At 60.5% G+C, this 25,852-nt stretch carries 18 protein-coding genes; 11 read left to right on the top strand and 7 right to left on the bottom strand.

Annotated features, from left to right (window positions below; genetic code table 11):
* Positions 1-801: 801 nt before the first annotated feature.
* A complete protein-coding gene (locus IEW81_RS05800; protein ID WP_097060029.1) occupies positions 802-3,699 on the bottom strand; it encodes a ricin-type beta-trefoil lectin domain protein in 2,898 nt (965 codons plus the stop codon).
* Between the two features lie 227 nt (positions 3,700-3,926).
* On the opposite strand from IEW81_RS05800, the gene IEW81_RS14760 reads away from it, so the two are divergent.
* The 5 genes from IEW81_RS14760 to IEW81_RS05775 all read left to right on the top strand — a co-directional run bounded on the left by IEW81_RS14760 (position 3,927) and on the right by IEW81_RS05775 (position 8,935).
* On the top strand, positions 3,927-4,073 hold the full coding sequence (locus IEW81_RS14760; RefSeq protein ID WP_097060030.1) for an L-rhamnose mutarotase: 147 nt from the start codon (positions 3,927-3,929) through the stop codon (positions 4,071-4,073).
* A 1,040-nt stretch (positions 4,074-5,113) separates the two neighbouring features.
* Entirely contained in the window at positions 5,114-6,331 is a 1,218-nt protein-coding gene (locus IEW81_RS05790) for an ABC transporter substrate-binding protein (RefSeq protein WP_188732685.1), read from the top strand.
* A gap of 123 nt (positions 6,332-6,454) precedes the next feature.
* Positions 6,455-7,345, top strand: coding sequence for a carbohydrate ABC transporter permease (locus tag IEW81_RS05785; protein WP_097060032.1), 891 nt, complete (start codon positions 6,455-6,457; stop codon positions 7,343-7,345).
* A 4-nt stretch (positions 7,346-7,349) separates the two neighbouring features.
* Entirely contained in the window at positions 7,350-8,192 is an 843-nt protein-coding gene (locus IEW81_RS05780; protein WP_097060033.1) for a carbohydrate ABC transporter permease, read from the top strand.
* A 53-nt stretch (positions 8,193-8,245) separates the two neighbouring features.
* Positions 8,246-8,935 carry a FadR/GntR family transcriptional regulator gene (locus IEW81_RS05775; protein WP_097060034.1) on the top strand — a complete coding sequence of 230 codons (690 nt, stop codon included), beginning with the start codon at positions 8,246-8,248 and terminating at the stop codon, positions 8,933-8,935.
* Here the strand turns inward: IEW81_RS05775 and IEW81_RS05770 are convergent.
* From IEW81_RS05770 to IEW81_RS05750, 5 genes are all read right to left on the bottom strand, one after another.
* Positions 8,932-11,250, bottom strand: a complete 2,319-nt coding sequence (locus tag IEW81_RS05770) for a DUF5703 domain-containing protein (RefSeq protein WP_097060035.1) — start codon at positions 11,248-11,250, stop codon at positions 8,932-8,934. The two genes, IEW81_RS05775 and IEW81_RS05770, sit on opposite strands and share 4 nt — an antisense overlap.
* Entirely contained in the window at positions 11,243-12,517 is a 1,275-nt protein-coding gene (locus IEW81_RS05765) for an enolase C-terminal domain-like protein (protein WP_097060036.1), read from the bottom strand. The genes IEW81_RS05770 and IEW81_RS05765 overlap by 8 nt, the downstream gene beginning before the upstream one ends.
* 101 nt (positions 12,518-12,618) lie before the next feature.
* Positions 12,619-13,620, bottom strand: a complete 1,002-nt coding sequence (locus IEW81_RS05760; RefSeq protein WP_229671250.1) for an aldo/keto reductase — start codon at positions 13,618-13,620, stop codon at positions 12,619-12,621.
* A complete protein-coding gene (locus IEW81_RS05755) occupies positions 13,613-14,203 on the bottom strand; it encodes an SDR family NAD(P)-dependent oxidoreductase (RefSeq protein ID WP_308421886.1) in 591 nt (196 codons plus the stop codon). The genes IEW81_RS05760 and IEW81_RS05755 overlap by 8 nt, the downstream gene beginning before the upstream one ends.
* Positions 14,196-15,026: a fumarylacetoacetate hydrolase family protein gene (locus IEW81_RS05750; RefSeq protein WP_308421885.1), complete on the bottom strand. Its 831-nt coding sequence runs from the start codon at positions 15,024-15,026 to the stop codon at positions 14,196-14,198. Before IEW81_RS05750 ends, IEW81_RS05755 begins: the two co-directional genes overlap by 8 nt.
* 258 nt (positions 15,027-15,284) lie before the next feature.
* Between IEW81_RS05750 and IEW81_RS05745 the strand changes: the two genes are divergently transcribed.
* From IEW81_RS05745 to IEW81_RS05720, 6 genes are all read left to right on the top strand, one after another.
* A complete protein-coding gene (locus IEW81_RS05745; protein WP_179691788.1) occupies positions 15,285-16,559 on the top strand; it encodes an alpha-L-fucosidase in 1,275 nt (424 codons plus the stop codon).
* A gap of 1,159 nt (positions 16,560-17,718) precedes the next feature.
* Positions 17,719-18,567 carry a fumarylacetoacetate hydrolase family protein gene (locus IEW81_RS05740; RefSeq protein WP_097060041.1) on the top strand — a complete coding sequence of 283 codons (849 nt, stop codon included), beginning with the start codon at positions 17,719-17,721 and terminating at the stop codon, positions 18,565-18,567.
* An 11-nt stretch (positions 18,568-18,578) separates the two neighbouring features.
* Positions 18,579-19,331, top strand: a complete 753-nt coding sequence (locus tag IEW81_RS05735; protein ID WP_097060042.1) for an SDR family NAD(P)-dependent oxidoreductase — start codon at positions 18,579-18,581, stop codon at positions 19,329-19,331.
* A gap of 14 nt (positions 19,332-19,345) precedes the next feature.
* Positions 19,346-20,188 (top strand): amidohydrolase family protein, encoded by an 843-nt coding sequence (locus IEW81_RS05730; protein WP_218839983.1) that lies wholly within the window; start codon positions 19,346-19,348, stop codon positions 20,186-20,188.
* A complete protein-coding gene (locus tag IEW81_RS05725) occupies positions 20,185-20,508 on the top strand; it encodes an L-rhamnose mutarotase (RefSeq protein ID WP_097060043.1) in 324 nt (107 codons plus the stop codon). The genes IEW81_RS05730 and IEW81_RS05725 overlap by 4 nt, the downstream gene beginning before the upstream one ends.
* A gap of 108 nt (positions 20,509-20,616) precedes the next feature.
* Positions 20,617-22,026, top strand: coding sequence for an L-fuconate dehydratase (locus IEW81_RS05720; protein WP_097060044.1), 1,410 nt, complete (start codon positions 20,617-20,619; stop codon positions 22,024-22,026).
* A 348-nt stretch (positions 22,027-22,374) separates the two neighbouring features.
* Here IEW81_RS05720 and IEW81_RS05715 read toward each other — a convergent pair whose 3' ends face one another.
* The gene (locus tag IEW81_RS05715; protein WP_097060045.1) at positions 22,375-25,851 is read right to left on the bottom strand and encodes a glycosyl hydrolase; all 3,477 of its coding nucleotides are present in this window, start codon (positions 25,849-25,851) and stop codon (positions 22,375-22,377) included.
* Between the last annotated feature and the right edge of the window lies 1 nt (position 25,852).

Genomic DNA, 25,852 nt, shown 5'->3' with positions numbered 1-25,852 from the left:
TGGTTTCTACCCATATTTTGCCCACACTTGAAAACATTTGGGACCGATTTCAGGCCGGAATGCGGCCTGTCCGGCTCTCCTGAGCCCAGCGTTTGTATGGGATCTGGACTACCGGACCAAGTTGACCTACTGACCTCCAGTCAATCTGCCGGAACCGACGCTGGCAGCCGGGCCGAGGCGGCATCTGCACTGGCATTGCGCAGGCGCAGCAGCCTAAGGTCGCCAGCCGATGCGCAGCGAGTGACGACAATGACGTTGCGTGAACGGGATGCTGTGCCACTGAACGGGTGCTGGCTGCTGGACGCCACCGAAAATGTGCTCATTGGTGCCGGCGCCCCGAATACCCTGGTCCAACAGGGTTACGACGGAAGCCTATACACGGCAGACCTCGCCGATCACGAGTACTGCCATTGGGGAGAGCTCACGCTCGCCGATGCTGACCGTTGCCTGGCGTATCGAGCACGAAGCGTCTCAGCCGTGGTCGGAGATTTGTGGTGCGCGAGCAATCCAGATCCCTCATCGAGCATCAGTTACAAGGCCCGGGACTTCTTTAGCCACTTGGTAGCTCAGACCTCAGCCAATCTGAGCGGTGGTGGATTGGCTCTGGCCGCTGGCCCTTTCGCGGGCAATGGATGGGAGCCAGGGGTACATGGTTTCTTCGAGGCTGTCGGGAGCATGGTCGCGCCGGTGCAACACACATCACTGTCTTGCCCGAATTGTGGGACAAAGCCGATACGATCCTCGAACCGACACTCTGAGAAGGTCGGGCGCCCGTCCCGGATGAGGAGGGCGCCCAACCACCTAGCGCTCGAGCGACCAGAGGTCTTCGTTCGAGTTGAAGAACATCGGCACGCCAATGATTGATTTGACAGTGCTGCTGCCCATGTATGGATCTCCCGTTCTGTGAAGCGGTCTTCCAAATCCGACGGACACGATTCGGAGACCGCCCGTTACGTAGGCTTGTATCACCCATTGATCAGAGGTTGAGGGCGTTCCATTCGGCACCATCGCGACGGCGCTGAAATCAGCATTGCCAGAATAGTCATCCTGCATCATCCGGAGCATCTTGTCCCGAAACTCATTGACGATCTTGTAGCGGTCGCCGCCGAGGTATGCGAGTGTCCACCTGTCCTCGACACCTACCCATGAGAGCGGCACCCCAGCGACGTTGAACGTCGTTGAGGTACCTGTGTAGACATTTCCGGTTCCGCGAAGGAGGTACGAGTCTTGGAGGCTCTTCAACATGTAGTTCGTGCCACCGTATCGACCCGATCCGATGTTCGAGGTCACGAGCTCGATAACCGTGTCTGTTGAACTCCAGGATTGGCCGCTTGGAAGCGTCAGTGTGACGCCACTGGAGTTCTGCGCGAGTGCGACACTAACTCCATTTGCCAGGAGCCTCGCCGAGCTGAATGTCTTCCCGTCCGCTGGCGCCGGAAGCTGAAGCGTGTTTCCAGTCGGCGGGTTCAGAACGTGAATGTACTCTCTCGAGTCATCGACTTTCCGGGTGGCGACGATACCGTTGGGCAAATCCATGATTCGTTGAGAAGTGGCTAACGGGTACGAATTACTCGGCATGGTGCCGATGATCGAAGACCGGACCGGATCCATCAACGCTTTCACCGCTATCAGAGTTTCCTTCGCGCCAACCTCCCATTGCCCGTCGCTGAAGGGGCTGTAGGACCAACCCACTCCGGGGCCCTCGGTGGCAGCTCCGGCTTGAAGTACCGTGTATCTGAAGACTTGGCTGCTAGAAAGCCTGCTCGCGCTTAAGGGAGCGGCATTGACTGCGAAATTGTCGAACCTTGCTGTGGCGCCGGAGGTAGATAGTCCCGCGTAGCCACTTGCGTAGGTTGAGTCTGCCGCTTCAACCAAAGGAGTCGCGGACGCACCAACGTAAACACGCAGTTGTGGGCCATCGGCGACGACCTTCAAGTGAGTGCTGTTCGAAAATGTCAATCCAGACTGAGCACAAGCGAGATTGCCGACTGTGGCCTTGTGGATACACACTTCGCCGTTCGAGCGGGCGTATACGAGATAGCCGCTAGTGAAGAATTGATCGGCTTGTGATGTCTTCCTGAGTTGCACGCCGGCCCAGTTGCTTGAATTTCCCTTGTTGCTGGTGATCCGAAGATCAACGTTAATGCTGACGTTCTTCCATGTCTTGCCGGCGACTGTGCTCCGACCTTCGTCCCCAGAGAATTCGCCCGAACTCGCCGCCCACGTCCCTGAGTCCGTTTGCCACGCGTTTGCGGTGCTGAAATTGTCAGACCATCGCCGCTCCACAAAGAACGTATCGAAGTAAGAGTGAGTTCCACTAGCTGCGAAACCTGTGAAACCGGAGGAGTACGTCGAGTCGGAGACATCGATGCGCGGGGTCGACTCACTGCCAACGTAAACGAGAAGTCGACCGCCAGAGTTCTGAACCTCCACATGAGTCATGGCGGAAAAGCTCAAGCCCGTTGAGACACTCGCAAGTACAGCGCCCGGCTTAGAAACCTGAATCTCTCCGTTATTTCTGAAAATAATCAGATATCCGCTCGAGGTCGCGGCGTCGGAGGTGAGGTTCTTTCGAACATTTAGTCCCGCCCAGTTTGAGGAGTTTCCAGAATCCGATGCAATTCGGAAGTCGAACTGGTAGGTGGCGTCGGAGAACGTGTCCGACCAGCCCGTCTCGGACTGGGTTCCACTCGGTATTGTCAGAGCTGCCGTGCCGTATGTTCCAGAAAGCTCGGAGTTCTCGACTGACCATCCACCGCTTGTCGCGTCGAAATTGTTGAGAGCGGAACCTCTTTCGAACCCTGCACCGGCGTAGTCGCCCAGTGTCGCCCAGTGATTCTGCGTGACAATGTTCGCAGCGGCGCGGAAGCTAGGCCATTGGTTGATGTCGTAGTTCGTGGGCGACAAACCGCCTCCCAACCAGTTAGGTCGAAACCCCTCCTTCAGCGAGAAATCGACGAGGTTCTTCCCGGCACCATTTCCCAAATCGGGATACGCCAGCGCGCCCAGCCACATGTCGGGCTGGCGGGAGAGGATAGTGTTCCGAAGTCTCGGCATGTCAAGCTTCCCCGCCCAGAGGGGGTTGTCCGAGAGGCCCAGCTCGCTGTCGAAACCGATTCCGGCAATCCTTGCGCCATAGGTATCTGTCAACTCTGCGTAGAAGGCGTTAATGAAGTCATTCCACTTCTTATAGCCTCCGGTTGGATCGTTGACGCCCAGAAGTGTTTGTTGCGCATCGGAGTAGTCGTGGCCGTCCAAAGGATGGGTGAACAAAAAGGTTGCGATCCCTCGCGCCGCGAGGCCGTCAATGAGCTGCCCAATGACGTCCACCGTGGAGGCGTATCCAGCACCACGCCAGGAGTCCAGAACCGCTGAAGGGTGCAAAACGGTCCCGGCCCCGTGGAAGTCGGTGATTTGTACGTAGTCAAATCCCAATGCGGCGATCTGGGTCACGAGTTTGTTGACATCGAAGGAAGCAGCGAACGGATTTGCGCCAATCGTCGTTGTGCCATCGCTATTGGAGATGGCGTTGGCAGATCCGGGGCCACCTGACGTCCAGGTGATGTTCAACCCATACCTGTATCGGTTGGCGTCCGACCCGAGGGGTGGATTAGAAGGTGTGGTGGTCGCGTAAGCCGCACCTGCCGTCTCCTGCACGGACAGCGGAATCGACAGCGTCAGAGAAACCGCGACGGCCATGGCCGCCCTTCGCAACCAAGGCCTCGAGCTGGCGCGAGTGTGATCAGAAATTGTCATCGTTGACTCTCCTCCTGGTGCGCGGACTGAACCGAGACGTTTACCGATATCATCCATAAACATCGGATGGATAACAAGGGAAACGCTGAAAAAGAGCGCTGATGAACCCGCTCGCTACTGTTTCATCGGATCAAATACAGGGAGCAGATATACGATGACTCTATGCAGTAATCGTATTCCCGAGCGAAAATCGACAGCAATATGAGGACGTGCACAAGAGCGTCTGGCAGTGGGTACTGTGTTTGCTTCACGATTCGAACGTTCGAAATTACTGGATCTATCGGTACGGAGAGCTTTTCGTCTCCTACATGGAATAGGTGGCGCTTGCCGTGCGCCGCGCTTGCCTCGGAGCGCCAGAGCCGTTCAACGCGATCGGGGCCGGGGTTCACCGCTACGTCTGCCGCTGCCGGCTAGAGCCGACCGGAGAAACTCAGCTGCGAACCGCGCCATCTCAGGATAGGCCGGGGCGACGAACGTGCGATGGGTCACACCGAGCGCCCCCAAGGAGCTCGTCACGACCGGCTTGTAGAGACGATCGTGTCCGGATGAAATTTCAGAGGAACGGCGTGGTCGGCCCATAAGATCAGACGATCGACTGCCGCATCGAGGTGCCCCCGAGAGAAAGTTGTCATCTCGTGCACCGGGTCGCCGTCAAGTCTCGATCGAAGAAATCAGCCCAGGGTTGGAGCGCCAATTCTATGGATTGCGAAACGATCAAGACGAGTGCCCTGCGCGACCATGATCCATGGTTCCAGCTCTTCGCGCGTCGCTCGAGTCCACTCATTGTGCGGCTCCACTGGTCCATTGTGGGACTTGACCTGCACCACCCGATACCTGCATTTCCGTCAAGTACGCAGCGGACCCGCTAATCCCGTGAAATCACTGATGTTCAGTGACAAGCGGGACAAATGCTGCTGGTGTCGGCAGGTGAACCACCGAGATATCAAATTGATGATCTAGATCGGTCGAGTTTTGCGGTGGGCGACGGTTCCCGCTGATCGCCGGACGTTCCGCCCAGTGTTCCTTCCGCGCGATCTCAGCTCCACCGCAGCACCTCGACTCCAGATCCAGTTCGAAGAAGTATGAGCAGACCATGAACAGTGATGCCAGACCCTATCCATGAGTCATACATCCAATGACCAATCGTTATTTTCCGCTTTTTCCGCTGCAATTCCCACTCCGCGCACCTTTCCGCTTGACAGACATCGGATGAAAGAGCATGCTAACAATCGCACCAAGTTCGCGTGGGAATTCTCCGTGCTGACTATGTCCCAGTCTGAGGACTGAATTTCAATCCAAAGGAGTATTGATGTATAGATTGCGCAAAGCAGGTGCGGTCGCCGCTGTTACCGCCGTAATGGCACTTGCACTTTCGGGCTGCGCGCCCGCGGCTCCGGCCGAAGAGGTGAAGCTCAGCTTCCTGACTTACACGAGCCCCAATGTGACTAAGGAGACGTGGGAGAAGGCCGTCGCCGACATCGAGGCGGAGAATCCCAACATCAAGATTGAGCTCCTGTACACGCCGGATCTTGACCGCCAGGGGTATGCGAAGCAACTTCTGGCCAGCGGCCAGTTGCCGGACATTCTGTGGGATGTACCGCTGACGGACTTCGTCGACGCCGGTGCTCTCCTTCCCTATGAGGCGTCTGACTTCGAGGGGCTGAATATCCCCGCGGGCTTCAATGCCGTAGATGGCAAGCAGTACAGTCTGGCGAACGGCACCTTCATCTACCCAGGTGTCTTCTACAACCCAGACGCCTTCGACGCAGCGGGCGTGGGTGTGCCGACGACCTTCGACGAGTTGGTCGACGCCGCCGCGGCGATCAAGGCGAACGGGAAGACCCCCTTCCTGCTGTCCAGTGGTTCCGACACCTGGTCGACGGAGTTCCTCCTCAACGCGCTGGTCTGTACTGACGTGCTCGGTTCGAACCCGGACTGGCTCATCCAGCGAAAGGCCGACAAAGTCAGCTTCTCTGACCCGGAATTCGTCAAGGCCGTGAACAAGTTCGTGGAGCTGCGCGACGCTGGTTCCTTCAACTCTGACGCGCTCAGCATTAACTACTCGCAGGCCAACGCGGCCTGGGCAACGGGTGACTACGCGATGTGGCCGATGGGCGGCTGGGGGGGCGGTGTCAAGTCTGACGTCTTCACCCCCGGTGTCTTCTCTATGCCGACCGACGATGGAACTCCGATCTTGCCGACTGTCATCGGCCCGTCGCTGTACATTTCCGCAACAACCGCGCACCCCGAAGAGGCCAGGAAGGTCGCGGTTGCCCTGGCCGGACTAACTTCGCTTCAGGAGGTTCAGATGAAGAACGACGCTCAGTTCCCGGTTATTGATGGCATCACGCCTCCGGAGGGGACCACGCAGGCAACTCTGGATGGCCTCAAGCTATACGAGGACAAGTCGATCAAGCAGGTGTACGGATTCCCGAACACACTCAGCGGAGACGACATGGCCCCGTCGGGTTGGACCGGCGAGTACGACAAGGCGATCCAGGCTCTTATCGGTGGAGGCTCATCGGCTGACTTCGTGAAGGCGCTGGACGACGCTTGGGCGACGCTCTCGAAGTAGACGGCGACAGCTAAACAGCCGGGACCGGGCGCTCAATACCCGGTCCCGGCTGCGCCATTCGAGACAATCGAACATCTGCCATCTTCGGCCGTCGATCGTTCGTAGGAAGAGAAATACACAACCATGTCTAAGTTCTTGAGTCGCCAGCGGTTGAACGGAGCGCAAACCTTCGCGGTTCTGGGCCTACCCGGCATCGCGCTGTACGCGGTGGCGGTCATCATCCCCCTCACCCTCGCGATCAGATACTCCCTTCTCGACTTCAACCTCCTAACGTCAAAGGGACCATTCGTCGGTCTGGACAACTACCGGGACGTGCTGACCGATCCCGACTTCTGGAGCGCGTTGGGTTTCACCTCAGTCCTAACCGTCTACCTGCTTCTGGCCGCGAATATCGGGGGTTTGCTCCTTGCCCTTCTTCTCAACCGTCGTCGCCGGGTCTTCAACGGACTGCGCACGATCGCGTTCGTTCCGTCGATCCTCAGCGGCGTCGTGCTCGCCTATATCTGGTCTACCATCCTGACCGACAAGGGAGTTCTCAACAACACCCTGGGGCTCCTCGGCCTCGCGGAGCTCCAGACGAGCTGGCTGGGCACTCCCCTCGCTGCACAGGCGAGCGTCATCTTTATCAGCGGATGGCCCTCGATCGGATTCTCGACGGTCGTCTACCTGGCGGGCCTCCAGTCCATACCGTCCGAGCTCCTCGAGGCGGCATCGGTTGACGGCGCTGGTCCCGTCCGCACGTTCCGGGCCATCACATGGCCGCTGCTTCAGCCGTCGTTATTCGTCGTTTCCACGATGATGATCATCGGAGGTGTGAAGAGCTACGACGTGTCGGCCGTGCTCACGGGCGGAGGTCCGGCTGGGGCCACGGACACACCCGCCCTTCAGATCCTCCGCCACGGCTTTGAGGAGAACCGGGCAGGATTTGCAAACGCGCAGGCAATAATCCTGCTCTCCATCATCGTGCTCATCTCCGTCGTGGGCTACACCATCAGCGCCAAGCGGGAGAAGTAGGAACATGACGCACCGTTACGATCCCGATCACGCTTCTCCGATGCGCTACATCGTTGCAATCGCAGCGATTGCCGCCTATGCGCTGCCGCTCTACCTCGCGATCATCAATACGTTCAAAACCAACGAGCAGATTATCGCCGATCCGGGCGGTGCACCGGCGCCATTCACCATGGGCAACGTCATAAATGTGCTCACGAACCCCGAATCAGACATCCCGCCAACCCTCTTGCGAACGAGCCTCATCACCTTGACCGTCGTTACTCTCGTTGTGCTTCTTGGTGCCATGCTGGGCTACTACGTCGCCAGGCATGACTCGGCCGCGACACGGGTTCTGATGCTCACGCTTCTGCTGGGACTGGCCGTGCCGGCGCAGGTTCTGCTTATCCCCCTGACTCAGACTTTCCGAGGTCTTGGCATCATGGGTACCTATGCGGCTCTCATCATCAGCGATGTGGGCTTTTTCGTTCCTTTTTCGGTGCTGATCTTCTCGCGCTTCGTGCGGAGTATCCCGAAGGAGCTGGACGAGTCGGCAAGCATCGATGGAGCGGGGCCGTTGCGTAGCTTCTTCTTGATCATCTTCCCATTGACGCGCCCGGCTGCCGCTTCGGTGGCGATCTTCGTCAGCGTGTGGGTCTGGAATGACTTCGTGAATCCTCTGATCCTCCTGGGCCCGGCCACCGGCACCACGATCATGGCGGGGCTCTATCGAACACTCGGCCAGTACACCTCGGACTTCGGGACAACATTCGCGTATATGTTCGTGGCCAGTGTGCCCCTTTTAATCCTGTTCCTTGCCCTTCAGCGGAGCTTCATCAGCGGGCTCACCTCTGGCTCCACGAAGGGATAGCGACAGCCCAACCGTACGGCGCCCACCAACCATCGGATGTGTAAGGTTTTGCTATGGCGGTTACCGACGAAGCGATAACTCAAATCAAGGCGATGATCATCTCAGGTGAGCTCGGTCCGGGCGACCGTCTTCCCCCGGAGAAAGAACTCAGTGAGCGACTCGGGCTGTCTCGCAATTCGATGCGAGAAGCTATCAAGGCGCTCGAGGTCATCCGGGTCCTCGACGTGCGTCAGGGAGACGGCACCTACGTCACCAGTCTGGAGCCTCGATTACTCGTCGAAGCGATCACGTTCGTCGTGGATCTCCACACCGATAGCTCGGTCATCGAGCTCTTCGAAGTCAGACGCATCTGGGAGGGCGCCGCCGCTGGGATGGCGGCGAACAGGATAACGCCGGCGCAGATCCAGGCGCTCCGGGATCACGTCGCTTTAGCGGACACTGCTAACTCGGTCGAAGAATTGGTAGAGCACGATCTGGAGTTCCACGCCCAGATCGCTGCGGCCTCAGGCAACACGTACTTGTCGGCCCTCGCTCAGTCGCTCTCCAGCAACACGGTTCGCGCCAGGATCTGGCGCGGACTAACACAGTCGGATGCCGTCGAGCAAACCCTCGCTGAGCACCGCGCAATAATCGAGTCTCTCGAGATTGGCGACTCTCGCCTCGCCGAGGCTCTTGCTATGGCACACGTGGCTGGAGTGGAGCGGTGGTTGAGGGACAACATCGACATCGCGCGGCTCCTCTAGAGGGCGGACAGCCTCATACTTTCGTGCGTTACTGTTCCCTGGACCGCTGAGCCGTTCGGCTGGAACAATTTGAAGTCGATGGTCCAATCGCTCGGCAGTCGGAGTCTGGACTCGGGATCCGACACGGACTGAAGCACGATGGCTTGCAGGGTGTTCACAATGTTGGCCCCGTGGTCGGTGTCAGGTACCGCGTCGTAGACCGGTCCCCACATTGCGGGAAACGCGAATCCCGGGTTCGACAGCGCCGCGTTCGATTCGAGCGCATGCGCGGCAAGATCCAGCCGACCAAGCATTGCCGCCACGGGCCCCATGTACTGCCACCCTGCGAAACAGGGCGCACCCAGCTCCTCGCCGATCACTCGCGGCCGGAAGACCCCACTCTTCTCCAAACACTTGTCCCACGTATGCATGAGAAGATCCGAGCCGATCGAATTTCGAAGGTCGAAAGGGAACACGCAATACAGCTCGGGATTCTCTACATTCATCCTGCGGGCCTCATACTGGCTCGCTGGAGCGATCGAAGTCTGTCCGAAACTGTCGGTCTCCGTCGGAATCGCAGGCAGCGCGTCACGGAAGGATTCCAGCGACCGGCGATCGATCGATATATGAGCTGGCAGTCCAAGGAGGTCCTGCAAGAGTCGATGGAAGCCCGCCACCACCGCCACGGGATTTGTGGTGTCGAAGTAGGTCTCGAGCGAGTTCAATGGTCCAAACTCGATCTGTGCGCCTTCACTGTTCCCGTAGAAGGAAAGCGCGAAGTCGATCAGGTCCTGAGCATAGGGAAGGACCTCTCGCTCGAGGAAAACATCATCGGCGGTGAAGCGCCAGTAATCGAACTGGAGCTTGCAGAGTTCCAGACCCGGCGAGAGATTGATTGCTCCACCCCATCGATTCTTCGCGTAGCCGGCGGCAACGTCTGACCTGTCGAGCCCGTAAATTCCCGGCGATTGCAGACCGCAGCTCAGCGTCATCTCGGTGTTCCATTGACCTTGGGCTTGGTAGTGCAGCCGAGCTCGCGCACGATTTACTCCCCAGAATCGCCTGAAGTAGGCAAACAGTGGAAGCAGAGCGTCGGGCTCGCCCTGAGCGAGCAGGGTGTAGTACGGAAGCCTCAAGTTCTGCCACAAATGCTCAATGGTCCATGAGCGCTCGTCGGGATTCGAATGAATCGTGGGGTGGCCCAGAGGCTCCGCCGTGAATGTTTCGCCGAACGACTCGAGCGCGAGGTGCTTGCCGCCACCGGGCATCGTGGTGAAAAGTGCACCGTTGTATCGGATGGGCATCGCGCCGCGGGACCCGCACGCGTTCATCCATTTCGAGAGTACATAGGCTTGAGTCACGGCGGACGCCGCTGTGGCGGTCAACTTCGGGAGCGAATTGCCCTGTGAAGCCTTTCGAACTTCGTCGGTCATTGCGGCCTGGGTCCCCACGTCACCGCGCACGACGATCCAGCTCCGTCGCCAGTAATCGATCCAGAATTGCGCTGTACGCTCACGGCACTCGTCCAGGTTGATAGGCCTTCGCCGAGCCTCGGAAACATGGAGCGCCGGTCGCCCTGTTTGGGAACTGAATGTCGAGACTCTCGCGTTCACACTGTGCGCGCGCCGCACAGTCAACCGAGGCCCGACTACCTCCGAAGGACGGTCAGTGCAGAGGAAAGTCCCAAATGTTCGCCCGGTCAACAGATCAGGAACGGCCTCGGCTGCGCTGTCGAGGCCGTGGAGACTAATAATGTGAGGAACGATCGTCGCGCCGTTCGCGTGATAGCAGAGCACCCCGTCGGGGAGGCTCTCCACCGCGTCTGCGGATTCTCTCACCTCAGCGAGTCCCGGCGCGCCTGACTGGTCCTCGTCTCCCCAGAACATAGAGGCTGACGCCGTTACCCAGTTCGCCTCGGTGCGCCACTGCCGTAGTTCAACCCAGAAGTCCCGCTCGACATCGGACCGGAAACGAACGAACGCGTCGTTCTCTTGGGCGTCGATGAAGAACTGGATGTGCACGTCACCTTGATCGCCGGCCACCACGACCTCAATGGAGCCCGACCGCAGTTGCAGTGCCTGGGTGATGCGGCTCGCTTGGTCAAAGGGATTGGGAACAGCTCCGACCACGAACTCGCCGAGTTTAAGAGTCCGGTCGAGTTCGCTCAGGGCATCGGACCTAGCAAGATAAAAATGGAGGCCGTCCGACTCCACCCAGACATTGGCACAGAGTTCGCCATTACCAATGGGGATGGACCCACGGTCCGACGCCCCAACTCCGTGGAAGATCGGGCTGCACTCGTCAACCGTGGCGAGCGGGTCGACAGGATCAAACACTAAATGCGATCCGACTGTGCGCGTACATCTCGGCGCCCGAACCAGGCATCATCGGCGCAATGTATTGACCGTCCTTGATCACGACCGGGTCGACGAAATGCTCGTGCAGGTGATCGACGTACTCGATCATCCTGCTCTCCGAGGACCCCGAAACCGAGACGAGATCGAACATAGAGAGGTGCTGGACGAGTTCGCATAGACCCACTCCACCGGCGTGCGGGCGCACTCGCAGGCCGAATTTTGCGGCGAGAAGAAGGATGGCAACGTTCTCGTTGACACCGCCGACGCGGGTCGCGTCGAGCTGCAGAACCGAGAGAGACTGCGCCTGGAGAAACTGCTTGAACATAACCCTGTTGTGAATGTGCTCACCCGAGGCGACAGGGATGGGGGAGATGGCCTCTGCGATCTGAGCGTGACCAATAACGTCATCCGGACTAGTCGGCTCCTCGACCCACGCGATATCGAACTCGGCCAACCGACCCACCCAATCGATCGCCTCCTGCGGTTCCCAACGTTGGTTGGCGTCAATCGCGATCTTGACCTCTGAGCCCACGGCAGCCCTCGCGATTCCGAGCCTTCGGATGTCGTCGTCGACGCTTGCTCCCACCTTGAGCTTGATTTGCCGAAATCCAGCGGCAACGGCTTCCCTAGCGAGACGATCCAGCTTGGCGTCGTCGTAGCCGAGCCATCCCGGAGTGGTGGTGTACGCCGGGTAACCAGCGGTGAGCAGTTCATTCACCCGCGACTGCCGGTAGGGAAGAGCTCGGTGGAGGATTTCGAGCGCCTCGTCACGCGTGAGAGCGTTTCCCAAGTACCGAAAATCCACCAATTTGACGATCTCCTCGGGGGAGAGGTCCGACAGGACCCTCCAGAGGGGCTTGCCCTCGCGCTTCGCACGAAGATCCCACAGCGCGTTCACCACTGCACCGATCGCCATGTGCATCACTCCCTTTTCAGGCCCAAGCCATCGCAGCTGCGAGTCGGTCATCATCAGCTGGGAAGTGGCACCCATGTCCGAAAGCAACTCCTCGACGTCACGGCCAAGAAGGTGGTGCTCCACCGCCCTGATCGCCGCGATCTGGACCTCGTTGCCGCGACCGATCGTGAATACAAGCCCGTGTCCTTCGAGCTCGTCGGGGTCGTCGGTACGGATCCGTACGTAGGCGGCAGAGTAGTCGGGGTCCAGGTTCATCGCATCCGAGCCATCCAGACTCATCGAGGTAGGAAACCGGATGTCACTGGTCTCCATCGATATGATCACGCTCATATTTCTCTTTTCTGCAATCCGACCATCCTAAAGGTAGGAGGTGTTAAGCGAACAAGGCCGAAGAACGCCAGATTTATGCAGCCCACCAGCATAAATGACAGCTATTGATAGGATGACTGCTCGAAGCGACGCGAATCGATCGCGGCCCAGAGAGCCTCCGGAATCCCCACCCCAAACAGGCCAGCATTTCTGGTCGCCTGCTCAGCAGTGCGGGCTCCTAGACAGACCGTCGAGACGGCGGGGTGTCGTAAGGGGAATTGAGCTGCGGCAGCCGGGAGCGGAACTTTGAAATCGGCGCACACCTCAGCGAGGCCGCGGGCACGTTCCAAGAGCTCGGACGGTGCCGGAAGATAGTCGAATGTTGCGCTGGCATCCGGCACATCCCGAGCGAGGAGACCCGAGTTGAAAACACCCGCCGCAACGATCGAAACGTCCCTACTCATCGCCGCATTCATGAGCTCAGCCCCGGATCTGTCGAGGAGCGTGTATCGTCCCGCGCACATCATGACGTCGGATTGAGTCTCGATGACGAAATCAAGGAGCATCTCGGATTGATTCATCCCCGCTCCATATGAGGTGATAAGTCCGTCCTCGCGAAGCTCCTCAAGGGCGGGGAAAGTCTCTTTGAGGGCAATCTCCCGGAAGTCGTCAGGATCGTGAACGAAGACGATATCAAGCCTGTCCACTCCGAGTCGCGTGAGGCTCGACTCGATTGACCTCCGAACTCCGTCGCGGGAGTAGTCTCGCCGGCGCCTCAATGCCGTCGTGACAGCAAATCCCTCGTCGTCGCTTTGAGAGTCGCCCGACTCGACAAGAAGTCGCCCAATCTTGCTCGAGAGAATGTAATCTTCGCGGGGCTTGTCGCGAAGAGCGGCACCCAGGCGGGACTCCCCGAGCCCGAGACCGTAGTGGGGCGCGACATCGAAGTACCGCGCTCCCGCGTCCCATGACGCTCGAATCGCTTCATACGCGTCCTCGGGAGTCACCTCTCGGCCGAGGTTCGCGATCGGAGCGCACCCCAGAGCCATAGGGCCGACCATCAGACCGTGACGCCCCAGAGGGCGACGTGCTTCCATCGGGTGGTGGTGGATGCGATCAGCCATGATCATGCGTTCTGCCGGGTCTCACGCGCAGAGTGTTCATTCTTCCATCGACGGGAAGAATAACTCCGGTCGTGCTCCCCGACCGAGGCGAGGCGAGGTGCGCTACCACGTCGGCGACTTCTTCAGGCCCCACGAGGCTCCCCAGTGGCTGACGCTGCTCGAGAGCGTCACGTTCGGCCTGAGGATCTGCGGCTCTGGAGAGGAGACGACCGATCCACGGTGTGTCCGCGGTCCCGGGGACGACGGCGTTGACTCTAACTTCGAAGACTCTTCGCCACTCGGCGCCGTCGTTGTCCTCGATGGTCCCCTGTGCGCCGATCCCTGCGTTGGCGATCACGATATCCAGCTGCCCTGCGGAGGAGACAACGATATCGATGGCCTTTCCACCGATTGATCGTGGGCCACGTCGCATTCGACGACGGTGAACTGCCCATCTAGCGGGGACGCATCGAGGTCGAGGATCCAGGTCGAGGATCCAGGTCGACGCCCCCCGTCGGGACAGCTCTCGAGCGCTTGCTAGGCCGAGGCCGGATCGCCCTCCAGTCACCTCGGCCACCAAGCCGGAGAACTCGGACTCACTCATCGGACCATCCATTCTCGACAACCTGGCGCTGCGGTCCTGGTCCTTCGATCTCGCACTCGACGACATCTCCCGCCCTCAAGAATGGGAATCTGCCCGAAAGCGCTACACCTTGCGGTGTTCCGGTGTTTATCACGTCGCCCGGTTCAAGCACCATGACATTAATGAGCTGCTGGATGATCGCCCCGATTCGGAAGATAAGGTCGCTCGTATTCGAATCTTGGCGTGGTTGCCCGTTCACCCACGATTGGATGCGCAGGTCGTCCGAATGATCAATTGAGGTGGCGCTGATGATCCAGTGGCCGAACGGGTTGAAAGTCTCCGAAGACTTGCCTTTGTTCCACTGACCGCCCGCGGTTTCAAGTTGATTCTTGCGTTCGGAAACATCGTTCGAGATTGCAAACCCGGCGACGTGGGTCACAGCTTCGGCCTCGGAGTTCAGATACCTCGCCCGTCTGCCGCCAATCACCGTGAGCTCGACCTTCCAATCCGTCTTCTCAGAGCGCGGCCGAACCAGAACCGCGTAGTTCGACCCCACGATCGTATGGGGATGCTTGAAGAAGAGGACGAGTTCCGACGGCGGTGCCGACCCAGACTCGACGGCATGCACCGCGTAGTTCATGCCGATGCAAATTAACGCGGTTGGCTGTGACAGCGGAGCGCCGATCCGCGGAGACCGGGGTCCGAACGGCTCGCGGTACTCCACGACCGCGCCGTCCCGGATCGCCCGCTCGACAAGGTCAAACCCGCCCAACTCGAACAATTCTGGATCGATGTCGTTCGTGACGCTCCGAAGGTCGTAAGTCCGTTCATCGACGATCGCCACCGGGAGCTCCCGCTCCGGGTGCCCCAGACGCCCCAATCTCATCCTGTTCCTATCTATTTCGTCGACAACAATGTTGCGCGACCATGGTAATCATCCGAACTATAAGAGTGCAGTTGACATACATTATCTATTTTTCCGCGACTTATAGTGAGATAATTGCGACTTGACTCCTGATAGCTCCGATGAATTCCTAGAAAGAGACTCGTTTAAATGGCAGTCGATTCCGTTCCCCGAGCTCACGCCCCTAATGCGAGCGGAATGGCTGGCCCACCAGATGGACCGCGTCGCCTGGATGTCAACTACGGAATCTTCGTCCACTACGTCCCAGGGCTTTCGGTCGACGGGTTTGGAAAGCCCGCCAGCCTGGACGAGTTGTGCTCATTATTCGATCTTGAGGGGTTCGTTGCCGACGTCGTTGCATTCGGTGTCGAATACGTTCGTTTCACGGCGTGGCATCAAGGCATGTTCCCGTTGTATCCCAGCGACGTAATGACACATTGGCGGGGCGAGCGCTCGAGTTCGTCACGAGACATCATCGGGGAACTGATCGAAGCTCTATCGAAGGAGGGGATTGCGACCCAGCTGTACACTCACCCCCGCGATGGTCACGATATGGATCGGCGTGATCAGGAGCGGACAGGCTGGGGCGCGACCGCCCCGATCGGCAACCCGGATCCGGATCCCCGCTCGTTCGTGTTCTCGCGGTGGAACGACTTCATAACGGAGGCGTACGCCGAGCTAGTAGACAGATACGGGTCTCGCGTGCAGTCGATCTATTGGGACGAAGGGTCCGAGCGGGCCGACAGTACGTGGGTCGTGGACTATGAACGCCTGAGGCAAACGATTCTCAGCAGAGCGGAACACCTTGTCATCCAGCAGAACTTCTACGGCAATCTCTATTCTGCGGATGTCGCGGACCATGAGTATTACCGCTGGGGAGACTTCGCCGAATCGACCCTTGACCACTGGCCGGCGTACCGCACCCAGAGCGTCTCAACCGTATTGGGAAGCATCTGGTGGGCCGGTCGAGCCACTCAATTCGAGATCGGCTTCAGCCCGGAGGACCTGTTGGGATACTTGGCCATCCAGACAGCGGTCAACATCACCGGTGGAGGATTAGCAATTGCGGCCGGTCCCCTGGTCGGTGGCGGGTGGGAGCCCGGTGTCCGCGAGGCGCTGATCGAGCTAGGGCGACGCCTAAAACCCATCCGGAAGTCGATCGTCGGGGCGCGCCCAAGTAGTCGTTGGCCAGCGCCGGACCGGTCCACCGCCACTTCCCTCGATTGGGTTGTCGCGACTGAGAACGACGAGGCGACTTACGTTCACGTCCTTCGCCGACCCACGAGCGGCCGTGTATTGCTCCCCCGACGAGCGTCCGACGATATCCCCAGGAGCGCCCTCTGCGTGAGATCAGGAGCCGAGGTGGGGGTGTCAGTCACCGAGTCGGCACTCGGACTCACTATGCGAATGGAGTCGTGGGACGAGCACCACACTGTTATCGAGCTCCGATACCCGGGCGAGGGGGAGCAATGAAGCGGATCGCGTCCGTCATCGCTGTGGCCAGCAGCGACATGGAGACGTATGAACAACTCCATCGCGAGGGGTGCTCGAACGGCTCAGTTTGAGCAACATCCGCAGCTACTCCATCTACCGTTACGGCGAACTGCTCCGCTCCTCCATGGAATACGTCGGCGAGGACTAGGACGCCGACACGGCACTCATCGCCGCAGATCCAATAACCCAGCGGTGGTGAGAGCTCACCGCGCCACTTCAAATCTCGCTCCGGGAACACGAATCAGATCCATGGTGGGAGTCAAGGCTAGAGGGTCATAGCGAATAACTGCTCATCCCTTCGACGCCCAGAACTTCACCCCAACGATCTCCCCGCCCGGTTTCTGCATGCGCGAATAGGGGGATGGGAGATGACGGCAGTGATTGGCGAGCGTATTCGCTAGAACGATCTCCAAAACGTTGGTGCCGGGGACCAACGGCCGATGCCACGTCGATCTGGGTTCGATCGGTGAGTACGGTGCCCGATCAGGTAGCCGTTCAACAAGATCTCGCAGGTCTTCGACGACCAGGCCACCCTTCTCATCGAGCACCCCTGGCCGGAACTTGGAACCAAACACGTCGGCAGCGGCCAACCACACGAACCACACGAACCACGCGGACCACGCGGACCACGCGGACCACGCCAAACTCTCTAAGTCTTACCGATGTCCTGAGACATCATAGGAATGCGGTCGGGCCTGTTGTGGTTTCTGCCCACATCCTGCCCACACTTGAAATCATCTGAGACCGTTTCTGGGCTGATATCTGATCTCCACATGGAGTCCGAGCCGAGTGTTTATATGGGATCTGACCAACGGGCGAAGTTGACCTATTGACCTTTGGTCAATTGATCAGCTGGGGCTAACGTGCAGCCCGGCCGGGGGACGTGACCGCATCGAATCCTCCAATGCAAGGGGCCGGGCACACGTCGCCCAGAGAGCCGCATTGCACCGCCGGCGCTCAGTGGGTCACGGTCGATGCTGTGGCGGGGTTCCAAGCAGCACATTGCCCCTCCTGCTCGGCGGGGTGCGGCGGCCTTTGTCTGCCGAGTCGTCTAGTGGCTGACTCGCTCGCCGTGCTCAGGTGCACAGTAAAGACGAGACATCCGATGTATGGTATCCCTGACAAGGAAGGCGGATCAATGAAGTTGGCACGACTGGGAGCGCAGGGCTCCGAAATTCCGGTCGCCGTCATCGGCGATCGCTTCATCGACCTGAGCTCGGTGGTTTCCGATCTCGACGGGTCGACCCTTTCTCCATCCCGTCTCGCACACCTTGCTGAGGTCGTGAATAGTGGAGGCTTACCCGAGTTGGTTGGCGCTGAGACTCTTCGCATCGGCGCGCCCGTGGCCCGACCGAGTGCGCTCATCTGCATCGGGATGAACTATGCCGCACACGCTGCGGAGTCCGGCTCACAGCCGCCCGAGGTGCCGATCGTCTTTCTGAAGACGCCGAACACGGTCGTGGGCCCGAACGACCCCGTCGACATCCCTCGTCAGAGCCGGAAGACCGACTGGGAGGTCGAACTCGGTGTCGTCATTGGCACTCGTGCCCTCTATCTCGACTCCCCGGCCGCGGCTCGGGCGCACATCGCAGGCTTCCTCGCGGCCAATGATCTGTCCGAGCGCGAGTTCCAACTCGAAGTCTCCGGCGGCCAGTGGAGCAAGGGGAAGTCAGCTCCGGGGTTCAGCCCCCTCGGTCCCTGGCTCGTGACGGCCGACGAGATCGATTCAAGCGATCTGAGGCTGCGAAGTTGGGTGAACGGAGAGCCTCGTCAGGACTCCAACAGCGCCGACCTTATCTTCGATGTGGACTACGTGATCTGGCACCTGAGCCAGTTCCTCGCCTTGGAGCCCGGCGACGTGGTGCTCACCGGTACGCCGGAAGGCGTCGCTTTGTCGGGCAGGTTTCCCTATCTGCGCGCGGGCGATGTGGTCGAGATCGAAATCGAGGGTCTCGGGCGCCAGCGTCAAGTGTTTGGCCAAGCATGAGGAGGACGGGAATGACATCAGAGTTCATCGATCGTGTCGCGATCATCACGGGAGGCGCATCAGGCATCGGAGCAGAGGTTGCCCGCCAACTGCTCGACCTCGGTGCACGCGTGGCCGTGCTCGACCTTCATGTGGAGAGTGCCGATCCTCGAGGCCTAGCGATCAGCGCCGACGTCTCCGATAGCGCGTCGGTCCAGGCGGCGATCGCCGAGGTCGTCGCTCAGTACGGCGGGATCGACATTCTGGTCAACAACGCCGGCATCGGTGCACAGGGCTCGGTCGAGGTCGTCGATGACGCTGAATGGGCCAGAGTGCTCTCCGTGAACGTGACGGGAATGGCACGCGTGGCCTCAGCAGCGCTGCCCTGGCTGCGGGCCTCGCCGACGGCAAGCATTGTCAACGTGGCTTCCATCGCTGCAACGGCCGGGCTACCGCAACGCGCTCTTTACAGCGCGAGCAAGGGAGCCGTCCTGGCGTTGACGCGGGCGATGGCAGCAGACCATCTGGCGGATGGAGTTCGCGTCAACTGCGTTAATCCGGGCACAGCGGATACCCCCTGGGTCGGCAGGCTTCTTGCGACGGCGCCGGATCCGGACGCGGAGCGTGCGGCGCTCGCGGCGCGACAGCCGCACGGGCGACTGGTGTCGATGGGAGAGATCGCACAGGCAATTCTCTACTTCGCGAGTCCGGGCGCGGGGTCGACGACGGGAGCTAGTCTTGCGGTCGACGGCGGGATGCAGAATCTCAGGATGCGCACGCCGTGACGATCCGGGAGGGTGTGATTATCGACGCCCATCACCATCTCTGGGATCCCCGCTCGCGTCGGTACCCATGGCTTTCGGACGTGCCCTCACTCGATCGGGCCTTCGAGTCATCGGATCTCTCGGCGGCGATCGCCGAACTCCCCGTGAAGGGCACGGTGGTCGTGCAAGCTACCTCCACGGATGAGGAGACGCGCTGGCTCCTCGATGCAGCGCAGAGCTCGGATTTGATCCTGGGAGTCGTGGGTTGGGTGGACCTGTTGCGGCCAGGGGTCTCTGAGCGGCTGATGCAGCTCTCCAACCTGCCGTTGGTCGGTATCCGGCATCAGGCTCAGGATGAACCTGATCCCGCGTGGCTCGTCCGGGCGGAGGTCATCCAGGGGCTCGGCGCGGTCCGTGACGCCGGCCTTCCGTTCGATCTGCTGGTGCGCCGACAACAACGGCCGGCCGCATTGCGGCTGGTGGCGTCGATGCCCGATCAATATTTCGTGATCGACCACCTGGCGAAACCCGAGATCGCCGCCGGGGAGTGGTCCAGCTGGTACGCGTGGATGGTGGCCATGGCCTCGCATCCTGCAGTGTTCTGCAAGATTTCCGGACTGGTCACTGAGGCCGACTGGCGCTCGTGGCGAACGCAGCACCTGAAGCGCTACATCAACGCAGCACTGGAACTCTTCGGCCCCGATCGATGCATGTTCGGCTCCGACTGGCCGGTCTCCCTGCTGGCGGCGGAGTATGGCGAAGTCGTAAATCTTGTAGAGGCGGCGATCCCCGGTTTGACTGCCGCCGAACGCGACTCTTTGTGGCGCGGAACGGCCACGTCGGTTTATGGGCTCTCCAGCCGCGCGGGAACATCATGAAACGGCACGTCCAACTGGTCCACGTGCGACCTGAAAAGCGCGATGAGTACCTCCGGCTTCACGCCGCAGTGTGGCCTCAGGTCGAGGAGCGCCTCACCGCCAGCAACATCACGAACTATTCGATCTTCATCCGTGATGACTTGCTCATCGCATACTTCGAGTACCGCGGCGGCGACTTCGAGCGGGACTGCGAGTTGATTGCCGCCGATCCGACGACGCGGCAGTGGTGGCAGTTAACCGACCCGTGTCAGATTCCCGTTTCCGGCGCCGAGCCCGGCACCCTGTGGGCCGACGCCGACGAACTATGGCATTTGGATTAAACCTCCGAGCTATCGGAAGTGAAAGCTGTTACGACCGCCCCCTAAGAGGAACTTGACATCAAATACATCGGATGTCTATGCTCGACTTGCGTGCTAAAGGAGAGTTTCTTGTCTGAAATCGTGGCACTGGAAACCAGTGATGTCAGGTTCCCCACTTCAACGAGCCTTGACGGCTCCGATGCGATGAATGCCGACCCTGACTACTCCGCCGCCTACGTGCGGATCGTCACCGATGCCGCTGACCGCCTGGAAGGCCACGGGTTCGTCTTCACGATCGGCCGCGGCAACGATGTGCAGCAGGTTGCGATCGCGGCACTCGAATCGCGCCTCGTCGGTCGCAATGTTGAGGAGTTGCTCGCATCAATGGGTCAGACCTGGCGCGATCTTGTGCACGACTCCCAGTTGCGGTGGTTAGGCCCTGAGAAGGGCGTCATGCATATGGCGATCGGCGCAGTGATCAACGCTCTATGGGATCTCAAAGCGAAACGAGCCGGCCTACCTCTCTGGCTTCTGCTCTGCCGGATGACTCCAGAGCAGCTGGTCGAGCTCGTCGACTTCCGGTACCTCACCGATGCCCTTTCTCGCGAGCAAGCCCTGGAGATCCTGCGACGCACCGCCACCGGGCGAGAAGAGAGGATCGCTGAACTGCACGCGAGAGGATATCCGGCTTACACCACCACTCCCGGTTGGCTGGGGTATGACGACGACAAGCTGCGTCGTCTCTCCCGTGAGGCTGTCGCGGACGGCTTCACGCAGATCAAGCTGAAGGTCGGTGCCGACCTGGACGATGACGTGCGCCGACTGAAGATCGCCCGCGAGACCGTCGGGCCCGATATTCGAATTGCGGTAGATGCCAATCAGCGCTGGGATGTACCCGTGGCGGTCGATTGGATCAAGGCCCTTGCCCCGTTCGACGTCGCCTGGGTTGAGGAGCCCACAAGTCCGGACGACGTGCTTGGTCACGCCACGATTTCGCAGGCCGTGTCGCCCGTGCGGATCGCGACCGGTGAGCACATGGCCAATCGGGTCATGTTCAAGCAATTCCTCCAAGCGGGGGCCCTGCAGGTCCTGCAGATCGATGCGACCCGTGTCGCAGGCGTCAACGAGAACATTGCGATCCTGCTTCTCGCGGCCCGCTTCGATGTACCTGTCTGTCCCCACGCGGGCGGAGTCGGCTTGTGCGAACTCGTGCAGCATCTGTCGATGTTCGATGCGGTGGCTGTTTCCGGCAGCAGCGAGGGCCGGATGATTGAGTTCGTCGACCATCTCCACGAGCACTTCGTCACCCCGGTCGACGTCCATGGCGGCCGCTACTGGCCGCCGGTCGCCCCTGGGTCGGGTGCCGAGATGATCGAAACGAGCCGACGCGAGCACCTTCACGCTCGGTTCACACCTTCCCAGCGCCCCTATCAGGTGTTGCAAGAGCACGTGTCGAGTCACGGGGAGGTGGTGGTGCGGCTGGCTCCGGGACGGGCCGGTTCTGCAATCTCAGAGGCTACGGTGCGGCCGGTTTTGTGATTTGAGAAGAATATCTTGCGTGGTGTTGGGGTGTCGCGCGATTTTGATGGATATGAGCGAATCGAGTCCGCGGACAGGGCCCAGTTGAGTTTGCCGCCCGTGTCGGCCGCGATTGCAATTGCTCAGTACTTGCGTGAAGGCCTCACCCTTCGCCCACGGTTCGAAGTCCGGATCGATCCCGTTCTGATTGCCGAAGGAAGCCATCGTGCGATGGTCCGCAGGAAGCGACCGAAGTTACTCACACAACATCGGCGAGTTCAGCCACCACGCAAGACCCATTGCGGCGCGCAACCCGTCGTTCCGGGTGCGCGCAAGTTCTTCCGTCGAAGGCCGCCGGCAGTGGCACACCTAGCCGTCGAGTTCCGCCGACACCAGCACCGCCGCACGAAAGCCGCCTCCCGCATCCGAGGTGGAGGCGTATGGCGTCGGCCACCGCCCGTAGTAATTGCCGAGGGTGTTGGCGCATTCGATCTCGATGACGTTGTCGCCGTCGAGAACGGCACCGGACAAGTCGAGCGTCGTCGATTCATCGAAGAGGATCCCGAGCGTCTGGCCGTTGAGAGTCACTTCAGCCGAGCCGACGAGACCCTGTAGCCCGAGTCCTACGCCTCCGGGGCGACGGGTCCACGTGAACGTGGTCGTGTACTTCATCCGTCCGGAGAAGTCCGCGAGCCCGCAGTTCGCCCACGAAGCCAGCGGCACGCGCTGGGGCGCAGTGGTCCAGCGGATCGGGCTCGTGAAGATGCCTCCCGTATTCCCCAAATCGACGGCTCCCCGCACAGTGATATCGAGCATTCCGTTCAGGTCGTCAGGAATTGTGATCGTTGACACAACCAGTGGTTCACCACGCGCCGGGCTCGCATCCATCGCCACGACATGAAGTTCGGATCCGTTTACGGTGGCGGTGACGACGGGGCCGATCGCTCTCACCTCTGCGCTGCGGCTGCCCGGAGGCATCGTGAGCGAGGCTCGCACGCCACCGGCGTGTTTGGCCCGTGGTTGAAACATGCGTGCAGGATCGCTCCCCTCCCACCATCGCATGGTGGCCAGGGTCGGGGATGCCGTCTCACTCCCGCCGAGCACGACGTACCCGCGCGTTGGTTGATCGGCAGAGACGGTGAGCTTGATCAGCACGACCGAGAAATCATGGGGTGTGTCGACATGAGTGGACGATCCGGTAATCCGGAGATCGCGCAAGGACCATGGTGGGTACCACGCGGCGGGTTCCTCGATCGCGTTGTCAATCGCCAACCGCCCGTCGATCCATACGGTGAAGCGTGCGCGACTGCCTGCGCGGAGGAGTTCGCTGCCCTCGGGTGTCGGAGCACGCGAGCAAAAGTAATACAGCGATCCGGGGGCGATGATCGGGTCAAGCACGAGGGGATCGAGGAAGTCATCCCGCGCACCTTTGAGGCCGTGGGGGCCGATCATGAGGTCTCGCTGCAAAGGGTCGTCATCGATGCCCCAACTGGGCGAGAAGTCGTACGGCCGCCAAGACAGATTTCCGATGGGCGTCTCGAAGTCGGGCTCGCTCATCAGAAGCCGTTTTTCAACCGTCAGTGATTCTTCGGGACGCACGGGGCCCAGCACGAAGAACCGCGTGCCGACGTCAGCTCTTGCGGGTTTCGTAGTGTTCTCGACAGTGAACCGCACCGTCTCGATCCCCAAATCCAGTCGCTCATCGAGCGCAAAGTCCTTGTAGTTGTTGGCAAGCCCCGACAGGTACTCGACGGTCCAGGCGTCTGGCAACGGGGAGGTCCGGCTTGGCAGGTCGATCGCTTCCAGCGCGAGATCATCGCTCTGGTCAAGCACGACCAGGACCTCCGCGCGACCCGCCTCCAACCGGAGCGTGATGGCTCCGTCCGACCGCCGGGCTGCTGTCGCCCGACCCGTCCAGGGATCCCAGCTCTCGACCAGGCGACGGGCATCGGTCAGGATGAACGGCGCCTCGATCGGCGCATCGGTCGAGTTGACGATGAAGAAGATATCAGCGTCGTCCAGCCGACGGTGGGCAACCATCAAACCTGGCGCGGTCGGGGTGACTGCCGGGCTGTTGCGCAACTCTGCGATGACGTCCGTGATCGAGTTCGCGAGCGTCCATCCGGCGGTGTCATGAACGCCCAGTGAGCGGGATTCGGTGCGCCGAGGAAGGTCATCCACGGCAATGACCTGACCACCGCTTGCAACGAAAGCGGACAGGATCCCGAGGATGGAGTCACGCACTGTCCGCATGCCGGGCAACACGATGACGCGCAGTGGCATGCCGCCGACCTGGAGACCGTGATCACTCACGGGTGCGGCGGCAAGCGTGCTCTGGGAGATCGCGAGGGCTGGAAGCCCCGCCGCCCGCAGAGAGGTGAGCAGCTCGCGCGCGATCTCAGGAGACCCCGTGTCCGGGTCAAGGTCGAGGTCGACGCTTGGGTCGAGGACTGCGACCTCCTGAGCGTCGAGTCCGCAGCGGAGGATCGAGCTGACGCGTGCGAAGTACTTCCACAGCGGTGCGGAATGCACCCACCACGGCTGCCTGAAGTGGAAGTCGGGCGAGGCCCACTCCCACCACCCTGCCTCCGTCGTGTAATTCAACCCGTGCATGACGAGATGGTTGGCGCCGGAGACGAAACCGACGTTGGCACCGGTGATGATCTCGGAAGGGGTGACGGCCCATCCGCTGCTGTGGAACGCCTCATTGACCACCAGTGGGCGCTCGGCGGCCCGCGCGATCGACGCGCTGATCGCGAACGCCGCCGTCCCGCGCGGCCCTCGAAGGTCCGGATCATCGTTGCCGGGGCCGTGATACCACTGCATCGTTTCCATGAAGTCGGCGTAGTGGGTGTGGCCGAGCCTCAGGTCACCCCGGCTGATCTGGTCCATAACCAAGAGCACACCACGAGCGTCCAACCATTCGTAGATCGGCCGGAAGTAGTTCGACACGAGAAGATCGACGATCGTGTCCCTGTATCGAGACCGAAAGGCTGTGCTGCATTCGCCAAGGTCATGCCAGAGCGCGTGGATCAGGTGCGGCTCGGGGAATTCGATCGACAGGGCTTCGGCCACTGCATCGTTCCACATCGGCATAGTGATGCCCAGATCAAGCTCGTCTTGGAAGAACGTCCGGAAACTAGTGCCAAACAGGTCACCGAGCTCGCGTTGGAAATTCGAGTAGAAGGTGTCGATGACCGCGGCCCCCGAGTCCGGGTGCAAAGGATCGAAGTCCGTGTAGTCGAGCCCGATCTTGCCTCGAGTGCGCACCACGGCGCTGAGGTGCCAGGGTTCGGTGCGTTCCTCCCACTCGACAGCGGGAGAGGAAAGGGTGACGGGATCCAAAGCAATTGCCTGCCCGATGCTGAGAGAAGCGGGCCACGCGATCGCAGAGATAATCTGACCGTCACTCGCGTCCAGGATGGCGGGCTCTCCCGCCTCGATGTCCGTCATGACGTTGCTCAAGGTTCCTGCGTTTAACCCCGAGGTCTGCGGCGCAACCGACTTGAGAACGGTGCCAATGACTCCATAGTCCTGGATGCCGGTGGTCATGCCGCGATTAGCGCTCGCGTCCACGAACCACCTGAACAGCTCCCACCACTCCTCGGTGAACGGCGCCGGATCCCCGTGATCCAGGCGTCCATCCGGGAGGTGGCTGTACCCAACGATCGTGCCCCCGATGCCCTTGTTCTTCAGCTGATCGAGTTCCCACTCCAGCCGCGGCCGACTGAGGTCTGCGCCGCTCCACCAAAAAAAAGGAGTGGGGTGGGTTGAGGCCGGGGGTTCAACGAATGCCGAGTAGGCGTCCGCAATCGAGAGGATTCGGGGGCTGGTCCATGCTGTCACA

The sequence above is a fragment of the Salinibacterium xinjiangense genome, from assembly GCF_014645015.1.
Lineage (GTDB): Bacteria > Actinomycetota > Actinomycetes > Actinomycetales > Microbacteriaceae > Rhodoglobus > Rhodoglobus xinjiangensis.
The sequence above is the reverse complement of the archived record's forward strand: the minus strand, read 5'-3'. Positions and strand labels throughout refer to the sequence as shown.